Here is a 20,060-nt window from a genome sequence, read left to right as displayed (position 1 = left end):
TCAAAGCCCGTCCATACGGCCAGCCGGCGGATTGACGACCGCTGTAAGGGGCACAAGCTGGAAGCCTTTTGCCTCCAGGGTTGGCAGCCATCTGGTCAGGGCGGCGATGGTCACATCATGGGGGTGGCCAATGGCGATGGCGCTGCCCTTGCGTCGGGCGATGCTTTCCACCTGGGCCAGGGCCTTGGCAACGGCTTCCGGTGTCTGCACATGGTCCAGAAACACGTCGCGCGCCTGCATCGGCACCTGATAATGGCTGGCCAGCGAGGCTGCCTTGCTGTCGGCCGTGGTGCGGCTGTCCAGGAACAGCAGGCCCCGGCCAGACAGTTCAGACAAGACCACTGCCATGCCCGTGCTATCGGCTGTGAAGCGGCTGCCCATATGGTTGTTGATGCCGACAAAGCCGCTGAAAGCCGACAGGTTATGGGCCAGACGCTGACGCAGTTCCGTTTCCCCTAACTGGGTGAACAGCGCATTCGGCCCCGGATTCTCCTTGCCCGACGGTTCCATGGGCATATGGACAATCAGTTCATGGCCCCCGCCATGGGCCTGGGCCGTCTGGGTGCCGAGATCGCGGGCATAGGGCAGCCAGGCCAGCGTCAGCGGGCCGGGAAGGCCCACCACCTTGTCGCTGCGCCGGCGGTCCAGCCCCATATCGTCAATCACGATGACGATGCGGGGCCGCCCATCGGCGGCGGGGGCCTGGACGGCATAATGGCGCCAAGCGGGCACCCCTGCCGGCGGCGGCGGGACGGGGGGCAGCGGCTTGGGCGGGCGGGGCACTGCCGCGACCTGGGCTTTTTCCGGTGCGGGCCGTGCCGGCTCCGTGCTTGCTGCCGGGGGCTGGGGTTCCGGCGGGGCAGGGGCGGGCGGTGCTGTTGGCTGGGCGGCAGGCGGCGGTGTGGGGGCGCGGTCCGGCTTTGTCGGGCCGGCGCCTTTTTCCTCCGCCGCGTCCTCGTCCACAGCCTCTTCCACCTCGTCCTCGGCTTGGGAATCGGCCATTTCCTCCGCCGGTGTCAGGGCGGGGCCGGCGGCGACGGGGCGGTAAGGCCCATCATTGCTGTTCAACGCATAAAGCCCACCGGCGACGGCCACCAGTGCCAGCAGCACCAGCAGCGCTTGCCCGCCTTTGCCCAGCCGGGTCAGCCAGGAACGGCCACGATCGCGGATATGGCCTTTGCGGGCCCGGACCCTGGGTCTGGGCAGGGGGCCGCTCGTGCCCCGACGCTTCTGGGGTTGTTTGATACGGGGGCCGGGGGATCGGCGCTGGTCGGACATGGGGCTGTCGATCCCTGCAAGGCGGGCGCAAATTCATAAATCAGCGCCAGATATGGAACAAACCTCAACCGGCTGCAATGCCGTCACCGCAGGGCGGTTAACGTTCTGGCAGGGGGCTTGGCCCGTCGCATGGGCTGGAATTCCCCCGGCAACGCCTATAGGCTGCCGCCCGGCGGCCATTCACGGGCCGCTTCCGTGGCATATTCCAAGGGTCAAGAACACCGCCATGCTGCTCTTCATCGACAATTACGACAGCTTCACCTGGAATCTGGTGCATTACCTGGGCGAATTGGGCGCTGACGTGCAGGTGTGGCGCAACGACGCGCTGAAGCTGGAACAGGCGTTGGACCTGAAGCCGCAGGCCATCATGCTGTCGCCCGGCCCCTGCGACCCGGACAAGGCCGGCATCTGCCTGCCGCTGATCCATGCCGCCGCCGAACATAAGATTCCGCTGATGGGTGTCTGCCTGGGGCACCAGGCCATCGGTCAGGCCTTTGGCGGCAAGGTGGTGCGCGCACCCCAGCCGATGCATGGCAAGATGGGCACCGTGTTTCATGAAGGCCGTACCCTGATGAAAGGGCTGCCCAGCCCGTTCCAGGCCACGCGCTACCACTCCCTGATCGTGGAGAAGGAGACGCTGCCCGATTGTCTGGAAAGCACGGCATGGCTGGATGATGGGATGATCATGGCGCTGTCACACAAGACGCTGCCCATCCATGGCGTGCAATTCCACCCGGAAAGCATCGCGTCCGAGAATGGTCACAAGATTCTGGATAACTTCCTGGAACTGGCCAACATCACGCGCGGGCCCCGCCTGCGTACCGTTGCCTGAAGGCGGGGGCCGATGACCGGCGATATGGGGGATTTCAAGGCGCTGCTGGCGAAGGTCGCCACCGGAGCCAGTCTCAGCGAGGCGGAGGCGGAACATGCCTTCGCCATCATCATGTCCGGCAATGCCACACCATCGCAGATGGGCGGCTTCCTGATGGCGCTGCGGGTGCGCGGGGAGAGTGTGGCGGAGATCACCGGGGCCGTGCGCGCCATGCGCGCCAAGGCCATCGGGATCGAAGCGCCGGAAGGCATTATTGATACGTGTGGCACCGGCGGCGATGGGGCCCATACCTATAATATCTCCACCGCCGTGGCCTTTGTGATTGCCGGCTGCGGTGTGCCGGTGGCCAAGCATGGCAACCGGGCGATTTCCTCGAAATCGGGGGCGGCGGATGTGCTGTCGGCGCTGGGGGTGAACCTGGATGCCGATTTCACCCTGGTACGGCGGGCTTTGTTTGATGCCGGCATCGGCTTTCTGCTGGCCACCCGCCACCACACCGCCATGCGCAATGTCGGGCCGACGCGGGTGGAGCTGGGCACGCGCACCATCTTCAACCTGATGGGGCCGCTCTCCAACCCTGCCGGGGCGAAGCGGCAATTGCTGGGTGTCTTCTCCCGCCAGTGGATCGAGCCGCTGGCCCATGTGCTGCACAATCTGGGCTCGCAGACGGCCTGGGTGGTGAATGGCAGCGACGGGCTGGATGAGATCACCACCACCGGCCCCACCCATGTGGCGGAGTTACGCCATGGTGTGGTGCGCACGTTTGAGATTACGCCGGAGGATGCGGGCCTGCCCCGCGCCACGGCGGATGACCTCCGCGGCGGCACGCCGGAGGAAAATGCCCAGGCCTTGCGCGCTGTGCTCTCTGGGGCCAAGGGCCCTTATCGTGACATCGTGCTGCTGAACGCTGCCGCTGCCCTGGTGGTGGCCGACGCCGCACCTGACCTGAAGGCAGGTGTGGCTAAGGCGGCTGATGCCATTGACAGCGGTCAGGCCACCCTGGCCCTGGAACGCCTGGCCAGCATCACCCACATTCCGGTGACCGAATAATGAACAGCACCCCCGACGTTCTGGCCCGTATCTGTGCCGATAAGGCCGAGCATGTGGCCCGCGCCAAAGCCGCCCGCCCCCTGGCGCTGGTGGAAGAAGCGGCGAAGGCCCAGCCGGCCCCGCGTGGTTTCGTCAATGCGCTTTCCCGCACTGTGGCCGACGGGCGCTGGGCCTTGATCGCGGAGATCAAGAAGGCGAGCCCGTCCAAGGGCCTGATCCGTGCCGATTTTGACCCGCCGACCCTGGCGCGGGCCTATAAGGAAGCTGGCGCCACCTGCCTGTCGGTACTGACCGATATCCCCTATTTCCAGGGCGACGACGCCTTTTTGCAGGCCGCCCGCGCGGCTGTGGACCTGCCGGCCCTGCGCAAGGATTTCATGATCGATCCCTATCAGATCACGGAAAGCCGGGCGCTGGGGGCTGACTGCATCCTGTTGATCATGGCCTGCCTGGATGATGCGCTGGCGCGTGACCTTTATGACGCCGCCATCGGCTACGGCATGGATGTGCTGGTGGAGGTGCATGACGAGCCGGAGATGGAGCGGGCCTTGAAGCTGCCCGGCGGTCTGCTGGGGGTGAATAACCGCAACCTGAAGACCCTTTCCATCGATCTTGCCACCACGGAACGGCTGGCGGCCATGGTGCCGGCGGGCCGGCATCTCGTGGCGGAAAGCGGTATCCACAGCCCGGCCGACCTGTCGCGGCTGGCCGCTGCCGGGGCGCGCCGCTTCCTGATCGGGGAATCGCTGATGGCCAAGCCGGACGTGGTGGCCGCCACCCGCGCTTTGCTCTCCACCCCCTTCGCCCCGGCGGCCTGAGCCATGGCGGGCCGCCTGACCCATTTTGATGAGGCCGGCAACGCCGCCATGGTGGATGTGTCCGCCAAGGAGGAGACGGTGCGCATCGCCACCGCGCGCGGCCATATCGCCATGAATCCTGCAACCCTGGCCCTGATCCGCGCGGGCGGCATGGAAAAGGGCGATGTGCTGGGCGTGGCGCGGCTGGCCGGCATCATGGCTGCCAAGAAAACCGCCGACCTGATCCCGCTCTGCCACCCGCTGGCCCTGTCCAAGGTCTCGGTGGATTTCACCCTGGATGAGGCGGGAGCAAAGGTGGAGATCAGCGCCACCGTGAAGCTGAAAGGCCGCACGGGCGTGGAGATGGAAGCGCTGACGGCGGTCTCCGTCGCCGCGCTCACCATCTATGACATGTGCAAGGCGGTCGATAAGGGCATGGTGATCGGCGCCGTTCAGCTTGCCTATAAGGAAGGCGGCAAGAGCGGGACCTATATCGGGCCGCTTGGGTGAGGGCTTTGATGGCCAGGGACTATTGCGCAGCTATCGGCAAGCAGTGATCGCAGCCAGCGCTGGGCCGGGTCATGCTGAGTGCGTTCGTGCCAGACGAGGATCTTCTGGAATCCTGGGATCACCACTGGCGGCTCACTGATGACAATGTTCTGCATCTGTGTCGCCATCCGGCGCGGAATGACGGCGATCAGATCCGTGGCCCGTAGAATGTCACCCAAGGCTAGAAAACTGGCCAAGCTCAGCACTGTTCGCCGCTGTCGCCCCAATCTCGCGAGTGCCAAATCGGTCACGCCCTGGAAACGGTTGCCCCCGTAAGAAACCAAGGCGTGATCAAGCGCGCAGAACCGATCCAGGGAAAGAGGCGTCGCCCCGGCATCGGGATGGTGTTGGCGCATGACACATACATAATCCTCGTCGAAGAGATGCCGCGACCGCAGGCTAGGCGGTGCCTGCTCGGGTGTGCTGAGCGCCATATCGATCGTGCCGCGCTCGCATTGCTCTTGGATACGGCTGTCATCGACTGGTTGTATCGCGATACGGATGCCGGGTGCAAAGACACGAACCCGTGCCACGAAGGGGACAATGACCGCCTGCAAGGCATAATCGGTAGCCGCCAAGGTTACCGTCAGGTTGGCCTGAACTGGATCGAACTGTTCTGGTACCAGGAGTGTCTCTATATCGGCCAGAATGCGGCGAAGGGTAGTCGCCAGTTCCGTGGCCCGCGCCGTCGGAACCATGCCATGTTGGCTTCGAACGAAAAGCGGATCGCTAAATTGCTGGCGCAAGCGGGTCAACATACCGCTTACCGCCGGTTGGGTCAGGCCCAGCCGCGCGGCCGTCCTGGTGACACTCCGTTCCGTCAGCAGCGCATCAAGCGTCTTCAGAAGGTTCAGGTCAAGGCGGCTAATATCAGTCATTCTTATTAAGAAAATATCCATTCACGATTTGAGCTATATCAGCGGAACGGTCATGTCTGGTCAAGCGGCGCTTGACAATCCACCCGCGCCGCCTGGGAGAAGAACATGAACATGATCCATTGGCCTGATGGCTATGTGCCCGGCTTCAGCGATAATTTTGCATCCAACGAGATTATCGTTGCCGATCTTTCAGCCCACCAAGTCTGGCCTGCGCTTGCAAAAACTACAATCTGGCCGCGTTATTATAGCAATGTTAGCGACATATGGTTTTACGATGGGCAGGGACCGGCATTGGCCCTTGGAACCCGGTTTAGGTTCGTAACCTTTGGTTTTTCCGTGGAAGCCGAAGTTGTCGAATATGTGGAACCGGTGGAGGGGCAACCGGCGCGACTGGCTTGGCACGGTTGGGTGGAAGGAGACGCGCATCGGCGGTTGGATGTCCACCATGCCTGGTTGATAGAGGATCTGTCCGATGGGCGTGTGCGTATCCTGACCCAGGAAACGCAAAACGGACAGCCGGCGCGCGAATTGGCGGCGGCAATCCCCAATCCGATGATCAATGGGCACCAGGAATGGATCGTCGGCATGGTAACGTATGCCCGCTGCCATCTCGTTTGAACGGGGATGGTGCGACCTATTGCGCGATGGATAAGGTCCCAGATATCTCTTGGTCCGACCTGACTCACGGAGCCCCCGCTTGATCCCCCTTTCCGAAGCCCGCGCCCGTATCCTGGCCAATATCCAACCGCTGCCGGCGGAACAGGTGCCCTTGACCCAGGGGCTGGGCCGGGTGCTGGCGGCGGATGTGGTGGCGCGGGTTACACATCCGCCGACGGCTGTTTCGGCCATGGATGGCTGGGCCGTGCGCACGGCGGACATCGCCAGTTTCCCCGTCACGCTGGCCCGCATCGGCGAGGCGCCGGCGGGCCGGCCCTTTGCCGGCGGGGTGGGGCCGGGGCAGGCGGTGCGGATTTTCACCGGCGGGGCCTTGCCCGATGGGGCCGATACGGTGGTGGTGCAGGAGGATGCAGACGATCACGGCGCCACCGTCACCTTGAAAGATGGCAGCGGGCCGGGGCGCTGGATACGGCCGGCGGGGCAGGATTTCAGCATTGGCGATGTCGGCGTGCCGGCGGGGCGGCGGCTGACCGTGCGCGATCTGGCGCTGGCGGCTTCCATGAATGTGCCCTGGCTGAAGGTTCGCCGTCGCCCCCGCGTTTCCATCCTCGCCACGGGGGATGAGGTGGTGATGCCCGGCGACACGCTGGCGCCGGGGCAGATTGTCAGCTCCAATTCCCTGGCACTCTGCGCCCTGGTGCGCCAGTTGGGCGGGGAGGCGGTGGATCTGGGCATTGCCGGGGATAACCGCGACAGTCTGGCGGAACTGGCTGCTGCTGCCAGCGGTACCGACCTGCTGGTGACGATCGGCGGCGCGTCGGTGGGGGAGCATGATCTGGTGCGCTCCGTGCTGGGCCATGCCGGGCTGGAGCTGGATTTCTGGAAAATCGCCATGCGGCCCGGCAAGCCCCTGATGTTTGGTCGCATCAAGGGTGTGCCCATGCTGGGCCTGCCGGGCAACCCGGTCTCCGCCCTGGTCTGTGCCTGGCTGTTCCTGCGCCCGCTGCTGTTGGGCATGCAGGGGCTGCCGACGGCGGATGAGACGCGGGAAGTAATATTGGGCGGGAATTTGGGGAGGAATGACAGCCGGGCGGATTTCATCCGCGCCAAGCTTTCCCGCGATGCGCAGGGAAGGGAGGTGGCCACTCCCTTCCCGAAACAGGATAGCGGCATGCTAAGCCGGCTGGCCTGGGCCGACTGCCTGATCCTGCGCGACCCGCACGCCCCGCCGGTGGTGGCGGGGGAAAAGGTCCGGATCATGCCGCTGGATGCGCTGTAAGGCGGTTATTTCCGCCCTCCCGGTTACCCGACGATTGACGCGGCTTCCTTGGCGGCGCGCTGCATGCTGCCGGACATTTCGGCGGCTACCGCGCTCTGTTCCTCAACAGCGGCGGCGGTGGAGGTCACATATTGGCGCACATTGTCGATAGCGGCCCGGATGCTGGTCAGCGCTTCCACCACCTCACTGGAGGCCCCGCGCAGATCGCCAATTTCCGCATTGATACGCTCAGTTGCGGCGCGGGCCTGATTGGCAAGGTTCTTCACCTCCGTTGCCACAACGGCGAAGCCCTTGCCGGCTTCCCCGGCCCGCGCACTTTCGATGGTGGCGTTCAGGGCCAGCAGATTGATCTGACCGGCGATATCGGCGATGACATTGACAATGCCGCCGACGGATTCGGTAACGCTGGCCAGCCGCCGGGTGGCGCCCGTTGCCGATTCTGCCGTGTGGTCGGCCGCCTCCGCCGTGTCGCGGGAGCGGACCATGCTGGTGGCGATCTCCCGCACAGAGCTGCTCATTTCTTCCGCGCCGGCGGCCACGTTTTCCAGCATGGCGCCGACATGCTCGCTGCGTTTGCGGGCCAGCACATTCTGGGTGACGTCGGAGGCGTATTTCACCACCTTGAAGGGCTTGCCGTCTGGATCGAAAATGGCGTTGTAGCTTGCATTGATCCAGACATCATGCCCGTCCTTTGCCACCCGGCGGAACGTGCCGGTGCGATATTCACCCCTGGCCAGCGCTTTCCAGAAATCCCGATAGGCCTGGCTATCGACCTCTTCTGCGGGCATGAACAGGCGATGGTGGCGCCCTTTGATCTCCTCCTCATGGTAGTTCATCAGGGCAAGGAAATTGGCATTGGCGCGCAGGACGGTGCCATCCAGGGCGAACTCGATGACCGCTTGGCTGCGGTTGATGGCTTCGATCTGGCCGGACTTGTCAGCCATGTCGAGCCGTAATTCCGTAATATCGGCAGCAAACTTCACCACCTTCACGGGCCGCCCATGGGTATCCAGAATCGGATTATAGGTGGCGCGGATATAGATCTCCCGTCCATCCTTGGCGATACGCTTGAAAATGCCGTCGAAGAACTCCCCTTTGGACAGCCGGCTCCAGAACGTGCGGTAGTCAGTCCCCTCACGCTCGGACTCGGCCACGAACATCCGGTGATGGCGCCCGACAATGTCTTCCCGCCTATAGCCCACCGCGCTCAGAAAATTATCGTTGGCGTCCAGGATGGTGCCGTCGAGATTGAATGTGATGACCGCCTGGGACCGGTTCAACGCCTGTAATTGTCCCGCGACATCAATGGCGCGCTGCTTCTGGACTGTGATGTCGCTGGCCAGCTTTACAATCCGGGTGACCCGACCGCTCGCATCCTTGACGGGCGTATAAGTGGCCTGAATCCAGATTTCGCGCCCGTCGCGCCCGAGACGGCGGAATTCCCCTCCCGTCGGCTCCCCCGCCAGCAGGCGGCCCCAGAAAGTGGCGTAGGCGCTGCCGCCAGCCTCCTCTTTGTCCATGAACAGCATATGCGGCTGGCCCAGAACCTCTTCCCGCCGATAACCCGTTGCCTGAAGGAACAGGTCATTCACTTCGATGACCCGCCGGTTGGTATCGAAGGCAATAACGCATTGACTGGCGTTGATGGCATTTATCAACGCCAGATCCGTTTTCTCGACACTGCGGGTGAAGAGGTTGAACATGGGGATGTCCTTCGGTTTCGGGGCGGTGGTGCTGAAGTCGTTGGATTTATTGGTGGGGTATTTATTTGTATTTTCGGGGATGCGGATATTGTTGTTTACTTAAAGTGAGAGATTGTGGTTTCGGGGCGTCCATGGCGAACTTTAAAGTATCGCTTGGTGGGTGGTCGACTATGCGGAGGGATATCACATCCTTCTGCGCCAGCCTCTTGCCCGAACACGATGATCATTGGTGAACCAAGGCGGAACATTTAATTGACGTTCCGGGATTGTTCTATATAGTTGCGGGTGCTGGAACCAGGGCGGTGCCGGGCGGGATGAAAGGGCGAGGAAGAAGATGCTGACGCGCAAGCAACAGGAATTGCTGATCTTCATCAATGAGAAGCTGAATGATGGTGGTGTTTCACCCTCTTTCGACGAGATGAAGGATGCGCTGGGCTTGAAGTCTAAATCCGGCATCCATCGGCTGATCACGGGCCTGGAGGAGCGTGGCTTCATCCGGCGTCTTCCGCACCGCGCCCGGGCGCTGGAAGTGCTGCGCCTGCCGGAAAAGCCGGCGCCCCGTGCGACCAAGGCCGCAACGCCGGCCCCCCCGTCCGATATGCCGCCGCCCGACGCCGCCCGTTTCAAGCCCAATGTCATTCGGGGTGATTTTCGGGGCGCCCTGCCGGGCCGTGCGGCCAGTAATGATGTGGAGGCGGTTTCGCTGCCGCTTTATGGCCGTATCGCTGCCGGTTTGCCGATTGAGGCTTTGCGCGACCACAGCGCCAGTATTGATGTACCGGTCAGCATGTTGGCCGCCGGCGATCATTATGCGCTTGAGGTGGCCGGTGACAGCATGATCGAAGCGGGCATCCTGGATGGTGACACCGTGGTGATCCAGCGCTGTGAGACGGCGGAAAATGGGACCATCGTCGTGGCCCTTGTCGACGGGCAGGAAGTGACCCTGAAGCGTCTGCGTCGCAAGGGAAACTCTATCGCTTTGGAGCCGGCCAATCCCTCCTACGAAACCCGGGTTTTCGGGTCGGACCGGGTCAATGTGCAGGGCAGGTTGATCGGTTTGATCCGGCGTTATTCATAAACGAAAGCAAAATGGGTTTACCGGCGGTCTGTCCCGCCGTAATCCCGTCATCATGCCGCCGTGCTTTAGCCGGGACCATGGGTCAGCGTCACGCTGACCCTTTTTCCGTTTGCCAAAGGCATGACCAGATCAATGCATATTTTCCACGTTCGCGGCGTGATGCCGTTTGTGATCGGCGCCTCCCTGCTTCTCGCCGGGGGTTGCACCAGCCCCTGCGACCGGATTGATGCGGAAATCCGGCAGTTGAACGCCGATACTATCCGCGACCCTGCCATTGCCGGTGACGGCCGCTATATCAGCCGTTTCCAGGAACTGGCCGCCCAATCGGTGGAGAATGGATGCCTGGCGGGAAGCCTGCGTTGATATCAAGGGGTGCCCGCCGCTGGATGCTGGCGATGCTGGCCGTCATCGTGCCCGCACCTGTCTGGGCACAGGGGGACCTGCCGCTTCCCGGTGAATGGCGTCGCGTTGCCAATTCCATGCAGCTCCTCGGTGATTTCAACGGGGATGGCGTGATTGATACAGTGCGCGTGCTGCGCCAGGACGGGCAGGGCGACGCCATGATCTGGGTGAGCCTGGGCGGACTGCATGGCGCCGTGCGCCATTTCCCCGTTGCCGGCCTGGGCGCTGATCAGGCTGCGGCAGCCCGCTTCACATATACTGACCGTGAAAATGGCAGCCGGGCCATCGGTATCCTTGTCACCCGCCCCGATGGAAAGCGCTTTTCCATTCGATGGCAGGAGGACCGATTTATGGTGGACAATGACCCTGGATGAAGAATCGCGGCTGTTTATGCGGAGGGGCGCTGGTCGAAACCGGTCACGCCGGTATCCTCCGTTTCCAGGACCTTGACATTGATAACCATGGCCGATGGCGGCCCCTGCCAGCAGGCATCCAGCATCGCATCGACATCCGGGGCAGGGCCGGCAAAAACAGCTTCCACACTGCCATCGGACAGGTTGCGCACCCAACCGTCAAGGCCCCGCCGGCGCGCCTGTTCCACTGTCCAGCCGCGATACCACACGCCTTGCACTTTGCCGGTGATGCGCACCGTAACGGCGCGTCTTTCATCCATGCCCATATCGTCCATCCGTCTCGCATTTGTTGACGCAATCCAGCCCGACATGGCCGCGCTTGTCAATCACGGTCCCGGAGTGGCGCTATGGTAAGGGCGGGGACTGGTCAGCGCCGGTTTTATGCGGCAGCATGGCGGAACCGGGTCGACCTTGCCGGAGGGGATGAGAATGACCGCTTTACCGCTGATCCGTCCCGCCACAGTGGCCGACGCCGCCGGGATTGCTGCTGTCCATGTGGAAAGCTGGCGCTCCACCTATGCCGGCCTGCTCCCTGACCGTTATCTGGTGGGCCTTTCGGCGAAAGTGCATGAGCGGCGCTGGCAGGCCCTGCTGACCGGCGCTGGGGGGGCGAAGCGGCGCACCTATGTTATGCTGGATGGGGAACCGAACCCGGCCGGCGGGTCCTCCCAGATCGTCGGCTTCGCTTCCTGCGGGCCGCAGCGTACCGGCCTTACCGGCTATGGCGGTGAATTCTACGCCATCTATCTGCTGGACCAGGTGCAGGGCAAGGGGGCGGGACGGCGGCTATTGGCCACCATGGCTCAGGATCTGCTGGGGCAGGGGACGCAAGCCGCTCTGGTCTGGGTGCTGCGCGATAATCCCAGCCGATTTTTTTATGAGCGTCTGGGCGGCGCGCTGCTGGCTGAACAGCCGATCAGCTTCGCCAATACCCGTCTGGCGGAAGTGGCCTATGGCTGGACGGACCTGCTTCCCTTGTCCCGTCTTGCGGCGGGACCGCATGTCGGCTCCTGATCCCAGGCGCTGAAAATTGCCTGCACCACCTTGACCGGCTTTTGTGATATGCAGTCGCCGGGCGGCGTTGATGCCGCACTGAATGGTGTGTGCGACGCGGAATCCGATGAACGATCAACATGCGCTGAAGGAGAAGCTCGCGACGCTACGGACCGAGCATCGCGACCTGGATGATGTCATCCAGCGCCTCGCCGCGCAGCTTCCCATCGATCAGCTTCAAATCCAGCGGCTGAAGAAGCGCAAGCTTCTGTTGAAGGATATGATTGCCCGGCTGGAAAGCCAGCTTGTCCCCGACATCATCGCCTGATGACGGGTGCAAGCGCCCCGGCATGAAAATCCGCCGGGCTCCCTTGCGCCCCCGGTGGTTGTGAATGATCCGCCGCTGCCTATAATGCGCCGCTTCTCGCGTCCTTTGTCTGACAATGAGGAGCAGGTTCCCATGCCCGACACCATCCCCCAAGCGGACGCGCCCGTGCCCGTTGGCATCATTATGGGCAGTCAATCCGACTGGGCCACGATGGGCCATGCCGCGGCCATCCTGAAGGAACTGGGCGTGGCGTTCGAGACGCGGATCGTTTCCGCCCATCGTACCCCACAGCGGCTTTATGATTATGCCAGCAGCGCGAAGGAGCGCGGGTTGAAGGTGATCATCGCCGGTGCTGGCGGGGCTGCCCATCTGCCCGGCATGGCCGCTTCCATGACGACCTTGCCTGTCCTGGGCGTGCCCGTGGAAAGCCATGCCTTGAAGGGGCAGGACAGCCTGCTGTCCATCGTCCAGATGCCCGGTGGGGTGCCGGTGGGCACGCTGGCCATCGGCAAAGCCGGGGCCATCAATGCCGGTTTGCTGGCAGCCTCTATCCTGGCCCTTTCCGATCCCGCGCTGGACCGCGCCCTGACCGATTGGCGTCGCCGCCAGACCGAAAGTGTGGCGGAAGTGCCGGTCGATCCCGTCGGCTGACTTATCCACTCGGCCAAACCTGTCTGATTGCTGCCCGACCATCAAGGATGTCTCCCGTGACCATGATCCCGCCCGGCTCCACCATCGGCATGCTTGGTGCCGGTCAGCTTGGCCGCATGACGGCCCTTGCCGCCGCCCGTCTCGGTTACAAGGTGCATGTCTTCGCGCCGGAGAGCATGGACAGTTCCTGTGGGCAGGTTGTGGCCTACCACACCCAGGCAGGCTGGCATGACCGGCTGGCCCTGGCCCGGTTTGCCGATGATGTCGATGTCATCACGCTGGAATGGGAGAATGTGCCAACGGAGACGGTGGAATTCCTGTCCCGCCATGTCGGTGTCCATCCCGGTGCCCCGGTGCTGGCCGTGGCGCAGGACCGTCTGGCGGAAAAGCGCTTTGCCAACAGCCTTGGCATCGGCACGGCCCCTTTCCATGCCGTGGATGGCGTCGCCGCGTTGAAAGAGGCGATGGCCGCAATCGGCGGGCGGGCCATCCTGAAATCCACGCGCATGGGCTATGATGGTCGCGGGCAGGTCCGGCTTGCTCCCGACAGTGATCTTGTCGCGGCATGGGAATCGCTGGGCGCCGATATGGCCGTTCTGGAAGGGTTTGTCGATTTCACCTGCGAAATTTCCGTCATCGTCGCCCGCAGCGCCAACGGCGCCACGGCCGCCTATCCGGTGGCCGAGAACCGGCACCGCGACGGCATACTGGACACCACGACCGTGCCGGCCCGTGTGACGGCGCCCGTGGCGGCGGAGGCAACGCGGATTGCCCTGCTGATGGCTGAAAAGCTGGAGGTGGTTGGCCTGCTGGCGGTGGAGATGTTCGTTACGCCGGACGGGCGGGTGCTGGTGAACGAGATGGCACCCCGGCCGCATAATTCCGGCCATTGGACAATGGATTTCGCAGAAACCTGCCAGTTCGAACAACTTGTTCGGGCGGTTTGCGGCCTGCCCTTGGGCTCAACCTCAGCCCGTGGCGCCTGCGTCATGACCAATTTGATCGGCGCTGATGCGGATCATTGGGCTGACTATCTTGCGGAACCGGGCACGCATCTCCACCTCTATGGCAAGGGTGAAGCACGCCCTGGCCGCAAGATGGGGCATATCAATCGCCCCGCGTGAATGTCCATGCGATTTATGCATGCGGCAAACCGTTTCCATGCAAAATTCCTGCGTTGCGTGCGGCGGGTGCCTTAACAGCAAGAAAATGTAAAACAGGGCGCGTTACCGCTGCCATGCTACCGCCTTGAATTCAAGGAAGAGGCGGAGAGCATTATGAAGAGGCAGGACGCGCGCGGCCGGACCGCTGGCGTCGGGCTGGCGGTCATGCTGCTGGCATTGGCGGGTTGTGGCCAGAGCAACCAGGAAAATGGCGCTGCCCAGGCGGCGCCCCAGGTTGTCGTCAGCCATCCCGTGCAAAAGAAGGTGCGGGAATGGGACGAATATACCGGCCGCTTCGCCGCCCTTGACGAGGTGGAAATCCGTGCCCGGGTCAGCGGCTATCTCACCGCCATCCATTTCAAGGATGGCGACACCGTCCTGAAGGGCGATCTGCTTTTCGTTATCGACCCCCGCCCTTATCAGGCCGCGCTGGACGCGGCACGGGCCCAGGTAGCCCAGGCGAAGTCACAGGTAACGCTGGCCCAGCGGGAGCTTGACCGCGCATCGGATCTGCGGCGCACCCAGGCGGTGTCGCAATCGGTGCTGGATACGCGGTCACAGCAATTGCAGGCAGCGCAAGCCGCCCTGATGGCAGCCGAGGCAGATGCCCGCGCGGCCGCGCTGAACCTTGAATTCACGGAAATTCGCTCGCCGGTCAGCGGCCGCGTCTCCAACCACCGGGTTTCCATCGGCAATCTGGTCGGTGGCGGCTCGGCGGAATCGACGCTGTTGACGACCATCGTCTCCCTGGACCCGATCCATTTCTACTTCGATGCCGATCAGGCCTCCTATCTGCGCTATCAGCGGCTGAACCAGGCCGGCGACCGGCCCAGCAACCGGGACCTGGCGCACGAGGTGGAACTGGCTTTGCCGGGCGAGAATGGCTTTGTCCATAAGGGCCGGCTGGACTTTGTCGATAACCGTATCGACCCCAGCACCGGCACCATCCGCCTGCGGGCCATTTTCGAAAATGGCGATAATGGTTTCACCCCCGGCCTGTTCGGTCGGCTGCATCTTGTCGGTCGCGCCGATTATGATGGATTGCTGGTGCCCGACAGCGCCATCGGCACTGATCAGAATCGCCGTTTCGTCATGGTGGTGGACGGCGACAATAAGGTTGGTACACGGCCTGTCACCCTTGGTCCGGTCATTGACGGTTTGCGGGTGGTCCGCGAGGGCTTGCAGGCCAAGGACCGGATCATCACGGCAGGCCTGATGCGGGTACGCCCCGGCGCGACCGTCACGCCGGTGGAAAAGCCGATCGGCGTCGCTGATCGGGGGGCGCAACCATGAAGATCGGGCGTTTTTTCATTGATCGTCCGATTTTCGCGATGGTGATCTCGATCATCATCATCGCGATCGGTGCGATCTCCTATCTGGCCCTGCCGGTCTCGCAATATCCCGAAGTGGTGCCGCCGACCGTGACGGTGCGCGCATCCTATCCGGGCGCGAATGCGGAAACGGTGGCTGCCACCGTCGCGTCACCCATTGAGCAGGAGGTGAACGGGGTGGAGGGCATGCTCTACATGTCGTCCCAATCCACCTCCGACGGGCAGATGAACCTGACCGTCACCTTCAAGCTGGGAACGGATCTGGATCAGGCCCAGGTGCTGGTGCAGAACCGGGTGGCGGTAGCGGAACCGCGCCTGCCCGAAGAAGTGCGGCGTAACGGTATCGTCACCCGCAAAAATTCGCCCGACCTGATGCTGGTGATCCACCTGATCTCGCCGGACGATACCTATGACCAGCTTTATATCTCCAATTACGGCCTGTTGCGGGTGCGCGATGCATTGAGCCGCGTGGCCGGTGTCGGCGACATCACCATTTTCGGGGCACGCGATTACTCCATGCGCCTGTGGTTGGATCCGCAGAAGATCGCGTCCCTGGGTATGACGGCACCGGAAGTGCTGGCCGCCGTTCAGGCGCAGAATGTGCAGGTCGCGGGCGGCCAGTTGGGTGCCCCGCCCACGGAAATGCCCCGCGACTATCAATATAATATCACCCTGCAGGGGCGCCTGACCGAACCGCAGGAATTTGAGAACATCATCGTTAAAAGCGGTACTGACGGCCGTATCGTCCGGCTGCGGGATGTGGCGCGGGTGGAACTGGGTGCGCGCGATTATGTGCGCAATTCCTATCTCGACGGCAAACCGGCGGTGGCGCTCGCCATCTCTCAGTTACCCGGCTCCAACGCGCTGGAAACAGCAGCCAATATCAAACAGGCGATTGAGGAACTGAGCCAGGATTTCCCGCCCGGCCTGGAATATCGCATCGTCTACGACACGACGACCTTCATCGCTGAGTCTGTGCATGAACTGGTGAAGACGATCGGCGAGGCGGTGCTGCTGGTGGTGCTGGTCGTGCTACTGTTCCTGCAGCGCTGGCGGGCCACCATCATCCCGGTCGTCGCCATCCCCGTATCGCTGATCGGCACCTTTGCCATCATGGCGGCGCTGGGCTTCACCATCAATAACCTGACCCTTTTCGGGCTGGTGCTGGCGGTTGGCATCGTGGTCGATGACGCCATCGTGGTGGTGGAGAATGTGGAGCGCAATCTGGGGCTTGGCCATTCCCCGATTGAAGCGGCGCGCATCACCATGGACGAGGTTGGCGGCGCGCTGGTGTCCATTGCGCTTGTGCTGTCAGCCGTGTTCATTCCCACCGCCTTCATTGATGGTATCCAGGGGCAGTTCTATCGCCAGTTCGCGGTCACCATCGCGGTGGCGACCATCATTTCGGCCTTCAACTCGCTGACCCTCAGCCCGGCGCTCTGCGCTATGCTGCTGAAATCCCATACAGACGGCCATGCACAGGCCACCGGGCGGCTGGCCATGGTGTCATCGCTGACCAACCGCTTCTTTGACGGGTTCAACCGCGCCTTCGACCGGATGGCTGACAGGTATGGTCGCATGGTGAGCGGGGTGACCCGGGCCCCGATGATGATGATCGTGGTCTATGTCCTGCTGATTATCGGCACCGGGTTCCTGTTCACCCGTATCGCCCCCGGCTTCATCCCGCAGCAGGATCAGGGCTATCTGATCGTGGTGGCGCAGTTGCCGGAAGGCGCCTCGCTGGCCAATACGGACAAGGTGGTGCAGGAGGCGTCCCGCATCGCGCGGGAGACGCCGGGCGTCGGCCATACGGTGCAGTTCTCTGGCTTCTCCGGCGCCACCCGCACGGTGGCGGCCAATGCCGGCGCCATCTTCACCCCCCTTCAGCCGTATGAGGAGCGTTTGCCCCTGGGCCTGACGGCGGATGTCATTGTGCAGGATCTGCAAAAGCGCCTGATGGCGATCCCGGAGGCACGTCTGGTTGTGGTGCCGCCGCCGCCGGTGCGCGGGCTGGGAACGTCTGGTGGCTTCACCATGCGCATCCTGGATATGGCCAGCGCCGGGCCGGCGGCCCTGGAGGAGGCGACCTGGGCTGTGGCCATGGCAGGCAATCAGGTCCAGGGCCTGACCAGCGTCTTCACGCCCTTCAGTGCCAAGGCGCCCCAGCTTTTCCTGGATGTGGACCGGGTGAAGGCGCAGATGCTGAATGTGCCGATGACGTCGGTCTTCCAGACCCTGTCGGTCTATCTGGGGTCGGCTTATGTGAATGATACCAACTTGTTTGGCCGTACCTTCCAGGTGGCGGCGCAGGCTGACTGGCAATATCGTCTGGACCCGGAACAGATCGGCAAACTCCAGACCCGCAACGGCAATGGCGACATGGTGCAGCTAGGCTCCTTCGTCGATGCCCGTTTCGTGACGGGGCCGGACCGGGTGCTGCGCTATAACCTGTTCCCGGCGGCGGAGTTGCAGGGCAATACGTTGCCGGGGTTCAGTTCCGGTGCCGCCATCCAGGCCATGGATAAGGTGGCGGCGGATCATCTGCCCCCCGGTTTCACCGCCGCCTGGACCGATCTTTCGTATCAGGAAAAAATCGCCGGCAATTCAGCGCTCTATATCTTCCCGCTCTGCGTCTTCTTCGTCTTCCTGGTGCTGGCGGCGCAGTATGAAAGCTGGTCACTGCCCTTTGCCATCCTGCTGATCGTGCCGATGTGTCTTCTGTCCGCTGTGGGCGGGCTGATGATGCGGGGGATGGATAACAACATCCTGTCCCAGATCGGTTTCGTCGTGCTGGTCGGGCTGGCGTCGAAGAACGCGATCCTGATCGTGGAATTTGCGCGTCAGTTGGAAGCAGAAGGCAAGGACCGGTTCGACGCCGTGATCGAGGCTTGCCGCCTGCGGTTGCGCCCGATCCTGATGACATCCTTCGCCTTCATCCTGGGCGTGCTGCCCCTGATGATCGCGACGGGTGCCGGGGCGGAGATGCGGCAGAGCCTGGGGACGACCGTGTTCTTCGGCATGCTGGGGGTGACCTTCTTTGGTCTGTTGTTCACCCCGGTTTTCTACGTGCTGATCCGCCGTCTGGTATTGGGTCGCAACGGCGGGCCGGCCCGTTCCGTCATGGCGGCGGAATAAAACGCTGTGCAGGGTCGGGCGGCACCATAGCCACCCGGCCCGCAACGGGCAGAAGAAAAGGGCGCCTTCCGCGCGGAGGGCGCCCTTTTCCTATGCAGGGTCCGGTCAGGCGTGGAAGCGGCTTGCCTGGCGATAGGCATCGCAGGCCAACTGATGGCCTGCCCGGTCCGGGGGGTGTTTGCGCTGGGCGCGGTTGAGGGGAAGGAGGCCGGTGGCGGGTTCATCCTCCCACCATTCGGCATCCAGGACGGGGCCCTCATGCAGCCGATCTTCCGGCCTTATGCGGGTCGGGTGCGGCGCGGAGGTCCAGCGCCTATGATGCAGAGACGTAGCCATGCCCTATCAACGCACGGTTTCCGCTTATGATCCCGTGACGAAATGGGGGCAAACCCATGGTCCCATCAATGCCACAAGCGGAAGCCCTGGCCGGATGATGGAGACAGCAAAAAGGCCGCTGCCCGATTGGGGCAGCGGCCTGTCAATCCGACCAGATTTGCGGCTCTGTCAGTCGCGCTTCTTGGTGAGGTTTTCCATCTGGCTCTGCAATTCATCCAGCCGCTTCTGCAACTCGGAGAATTTATCTTCTGGCCGAGCTTTGGGGGCGTCGGTCGCGGCGGGTGCCACATTCTCCCCCCCTTCCGCGTTGAAGGGGCTGAACATGCGCATCGCCCGCTCAAACATGGCGATATTCTGCTTGCTCATCTCCTCGAACCCGCCGAACGGGAACATGCCGCCGAACGTGGTCTGGAAATATTCGCGCATCTTGTCCTGATTTCCCGTGAAGGACTTCATGGAATGTTCAAGATAGCGCGGCACCAGCCACTGCATATTGTCGCCATAGAAACTGATCAACTGGCGCAGGAAGGGGATGGGCAGCAGATTCTGGCCCTTCGACTCTTCCTCCACGATGATCTGCGTCAGGACGGAGCGGGTGATATCATCGCCCGTCTTGGCGTCATATACCACGAAATCGGTGCCATCCTTGACCATCTGGCAGAGATGGTCGAGCGTCACGTAGCTGCTGGTGGCGGTATTGTACAGCCGACGGTTGGCGTACTTCTTGATCGTCACCGGCGCGGGCTTGGAATCTTCTTTCTCAGCCATGTGGCGTCCTATCCCCGCTCGATCATTCCAGTTTGTTATATTAGGAGTACGTCATTACGCGGTCGCAGCGCAAGCGTTGCGCAACGCCGCAACATTTACGACCGAAACAATCATTTGGAAAGCGGCGGTACCGCTATATCCTGAACCAGCAAGGGTGGTTGCCCTTGGGATGAAAGCGCTTTCGGGCAGGGCCGGATGACGACAGAATCGGAAGAGCCGCCATCGCTGGATGCGCTGGCACGTCGCTATCTTGATATTTGGCAGGCGCAATGGGCGGCGCTGGCCGGTGATCCGACCATGGCCGACAATATTGCCCGCACGATGGTGGCGATGAGCCAGTCGGCCATGATGCTGAACCCGTTCCTGGCCGGTGCGTCGGGCGGGGTTCCCCCGGGGGCGTGGCGTGACCTGATGGCCGGCATCTGGCCGGGTGCAGCGCAAAAAGCCGGCACCCCCACCCCGGACAAGAACGGCCCCG

21 protein-coding genes are annotated in these 20,060 nt (G+C 63.0%); 15 read left to right on the top strand and 6 right to left on the bottom strand.

Annotated features, from left to right (window positions below):
- The gene (locus G473_RS31120) at positions 1-1,278 is read right to left on the bottom strand and encodes a divergent polysaccharide deacetylase family protein (protein WP_051330544.1); all 1,278 of its coding nucleotides are present in this window, start codon (positions 1,276-1,278) and stop codon (positions 1-3) included.
- A 226-nt stretch (positions 1,279-1,504) separates the two neighbouring features.
- On the opposite strand from G473_RS31120, the gene G473_RS0121100 reads away from it, so the two are divergent.
- Genes G473_RS0121100 through moaC form a run of 4 tightly spaced genes read left to right on the top strand, consistent with a single transcriptional unit; the run spans position 1,505 to position 4,467 of the window.
- Positions 1,505-2,110 (top strand): anthranilate synthase component II, encoded by a 606-nt coding sequence (locus G473_RS0121100; protein ID WP_029014737.1) that lies wholly within the window; start codon positions 1,505-1,507, stop codon positions 2,108-2,110.
- 12 nt (positions 2,111-2,122) lie between these two features.
- The gene (trpD, locus tag G473_RS0121095) at positions 2,123-3,160 is read left to right on the top strand and encodes an anthranilate phosphoribosyltransferase (RefSeq protein ID WP_029014736.1); all 1,038 of its coding nucleotides are present in this window, start codon (positions 2,123-2,125) and stop codon (positions 3,158-3,160) included.
- The gene (trpC, locus tag G473_RS0121090) at positions 3,160-3,978 is read left to right on the top strand and encodes an indole-3-glycerol phosphate synthase TrpC (RefSeq protein ID WP_029014735.1); all 819 of its coding nucleotides are present in this window, start codon (positions 3,160-3,162) and stop codon (positions 3,976-3,978) included. Before trpD ends, trpC begins: the two co-directional genes overlap by 1 nt.
- Before the next feature lie 3 nt (positions 3,979-3,981).
- On the top strand, positions 3,982-4,467 hold the full coding sequence (moaC, locus tag G473_RS0121085) for a cyclic pyranopterin monophosphate synthase MoaC (protein ID WP_029014734.1): 486 nt from the start codon (positions 3,982-3,984) through the stop codon (positions 4,465-4,467).
- On the opposite strand, the gene G473_RS0121080 is transcribed toward moaC, so the two are convergent.
- Entirely contained in the window at positions 4,446-5,405 is a 960-nt protein-coding gene (locus tag G473_RS0121080) for a LysR family transcriptional regulator (RefSeq protein WP_245580222.1), read from the bottom strand. The two genes, moaC and G473_RS0121080, sit on opposite strands and share 22 nt — an antisense overlap.
- A gap of 84 nt (positions 5,406-5,489) precedes the next feature.
- Here G473_RS0121080 and G473_RS0121075 point away from each other — a divergent pair, with 84 nt between their 5' ends.
- Both G473_RS0121075 and G473_RS0121070 read left to right on the top strand, forming a co-directional pair.
- The gene (locus tag G473_RS0121075; protein ID WP_029014732.1) at positions 5,490-6,002 is read left to right on the top strand and encodes an SRPBCC family protein; all 513 of its coding nucleotides are present in this window, start codon (positions 5,490-5,492) and stop codon (positions 6,000-6,002) included.
- A gap of 79 nt (positions 6,003-6,081) precedes the next feature.
- Positions 6,082-7,281: a molybdopterin molybdotransferase MoeA gene (locus G473_RS0121070; protein WP_029014731.1), complete on the top strand. Its 1,200-nt coding sequence runs from the start codon at positions 6,082-6,084 to the stop codon at positions 7,279-7,281.
- Between the two features lie 23 nt (positions 7,282-7,304).
- Here G473_RS0121070 and G473_RS0121065 read toward each other — a convergent pair whose 3' ends face one another.
- A complete protein-coding gene (locus G473_RS0121065) occupies positions 7,305-8,984 on the bottom strand; it encodes a methyl-accepting chemotaxis protein (RefSeq protein ID WP_029014730.1) in 1,680 nt (559 codons plus the stop codon).
- 334 nt (positions 8,985-9,318) lie between these two features.
- On the opposite strand from G473_RS0121065, the gene lexA reads away from it, so the two are divergent.
- The 3 genes from lexA (at position 9,319) to G473_RS0121045 (ending at position 10,838) form a co-directional block, all read left to right on the top strand.
- Positions 9,319-10,062 carry a transcriptional repressor LexA gene (gene lexA / locus G473_RS0121055; RefSeq protein ID WP_029014729.1) on the top strand — a complete coding sequence of 248 codons (744 nt, stop codon included), beginning with the start codon at positions 9,319-9,321 and terminating at the stop codon, positions 10,060-10,062.
- A gap of 132 nt (positions 10,063-10,194) precedes the next feature.
- Positions 10,195-10,425 carry a hypothetical protein gene (locus G473_RS0121050; protein ID WP_029014728.1) on the top strand — a complete coding sequence of 77 codons (231 nt, stop codon included), beginning with the start codon at positions 10,195-10,197 and terminating at the stop codon, positions 10,423-10,425.
- Positions 10,422-10,838, top strand: a complete 417-nt coding sequence (locus tag G473_RS0121045; RefSeq protein WP_154667503.1) for a hypothetical protein — start codon at positions 10,422-10,424, stop codon at positions 10,836-10,838. Before G473_RS0121050 ends, G473_RS0121045 begins: the two co-directional genes overlap by 4 nt.
- A 14-nt stretch (positions 10,839-10,852) precedes the next feature.
- Here G473_RS0121045 and G473_RS0121040 read toward each other — a convergent pair whose 3' ends face one another.
- Positions 10,853-11,137 carry an acylphosphatase gene (locus G473_RS0121040; RefSeq protein WP_425411587.1) on the bottom strand — a complete coding sequence of 95 codons (285 nt, stop codon included), beginning with the start codon at positions 11,135-11,137 and terminating at the stop codon, positions 10,853-10,855.
- A gap of 169 nt (positions 11,138-11,306) precedes the next feature.
- Between G473_RS0121040 and G473_RS0121035 the strand changes: the two genes are divergently transcribed.
- The 6 genes from G473_RS0121035 to G473_RS0121010 all read left to right on the top strand — a co-directional run bounded on the left by G473_RS0121035 (position 11,307) and on the right by G473_RS0121010 (position 18,478).
- Positions 11,307-11,891, top strand: a complete 585-nt coding sequence (locus G473_RS0121035; RefSeq protein WP_035708504.1) for a GNAT family N-acetyltransferase — start codon at positions 11,307-11,309, stop codon at positions 11,889-11,891.
- 106 nt (positions 11,892-11,997) lie between these two features.
- Positions 11,998-12,198 (top strand): YdcH family protein, encoded by a 201-nt coding sequence (locus tag G473_RS0121030; protein WP_029014724.1) that lies wholly within the window; start codon positions 11,998-12,000, stop codon positions 12,196-12,198.
- Between the two features lie 132 nt (positions 12,199-12,330).
- A complete protein-coding gene (purE, locus tag G473_RS0121025) occupies positions 12,331-12,849 on the top strand; it encodes a 5-(carboxyamino)imidazole ribonucleotide mutase (protein ID WP_035708855.1) in 519 nt (172 codons plus the stop codon).
- Positions 12,850-12,896: 47 nt separating this feature from the next.
- A complete protein-coding gene (locus G473_RS0121020; RefSeq protein WP_029014722.1) occupies positions 12,897-13,973 on the top strand; it encodes a 5-(carboxyamino)imidazole ribonucleotide synthase in 1,077 nt (358 codons plus the stop codon).
- A gap of 153 nt (positions 13,974-14,126) precedes the next feature.
- The gene (locus G473_RS0121015; protein ID WP_154667502.1) at positions 14,127-15,305 is read left to right on the top strand and encodes an efflux RND transporter periplasmic adaptor subunit; all 1,179 of its coding nucleotides are present in this window, start codon (positions 14,127-14,129) and stop codon (positions 15,303-15,305) included.
- The gene (locus G473_RS0121010; RefSeq protein ID WP_029014720.1) at positions 15,302-18,478 is read left to right on the top strand and encodes an efflux RND transporter permease subunit; all 3,177 of its coding nucleotides are present in this window, start codon (positions 15,302-15,304) and stop codon (positions 18,476-18,478) included. The genes G473_RS0121015 and G473_RS0121010 overlap by 4 nt, the downstream gene beginning before the upstream one ends.
- A gap of 105 nt (positions 18,479-18,583) precedes the next feature.
- Here the strand turns inward: G473_RS0121010 and G473_RS0121005 are convergent, their stop codons facing one another.
- Both G473_RS0121005 and phaR read right to left on the bottom strand, forming a co-directional pair.
- Entirely contained in the window at positions 18,584-18,814 is a 231-nt protein-coding gene (locus tag G473_RS0121005; RefSeq protein ID WP_029014719.1) for a hypothetical protein, read from the bottom strand.
- A gap of 168 nt (positions 18,815-18,982) precedes the next feature.
- Positions 18,983-19,582, bottom strand: coding sequence for a polyhydroxyalkanoate synthesis repressor PhaR (gene phaR / locus G473_RS0121000; RefSeq protein ID WP_029014718.1), 600 nt, complete (start codon positions 19,580-19,582; stop codon positions 18,983-18,985).
- Positions 19,583-20,060 lie beyond the last annotated feature (478 nt).

The sequence above is a fragment of the Niveispirillum irakense DSM 11586 genome (genome assembly GCF_000429645.1).
Taxonomy (GTDB): domain Bacteria; phylum Pseudomonadota; class Alphaproteobacteria; order Azospirillales; family Azospirillaceae; genus Niveispirillum; species Niveispirillum irakense.
This window is presented reverse-complemented; position numbering and strand designations above follow the sequence as displayed.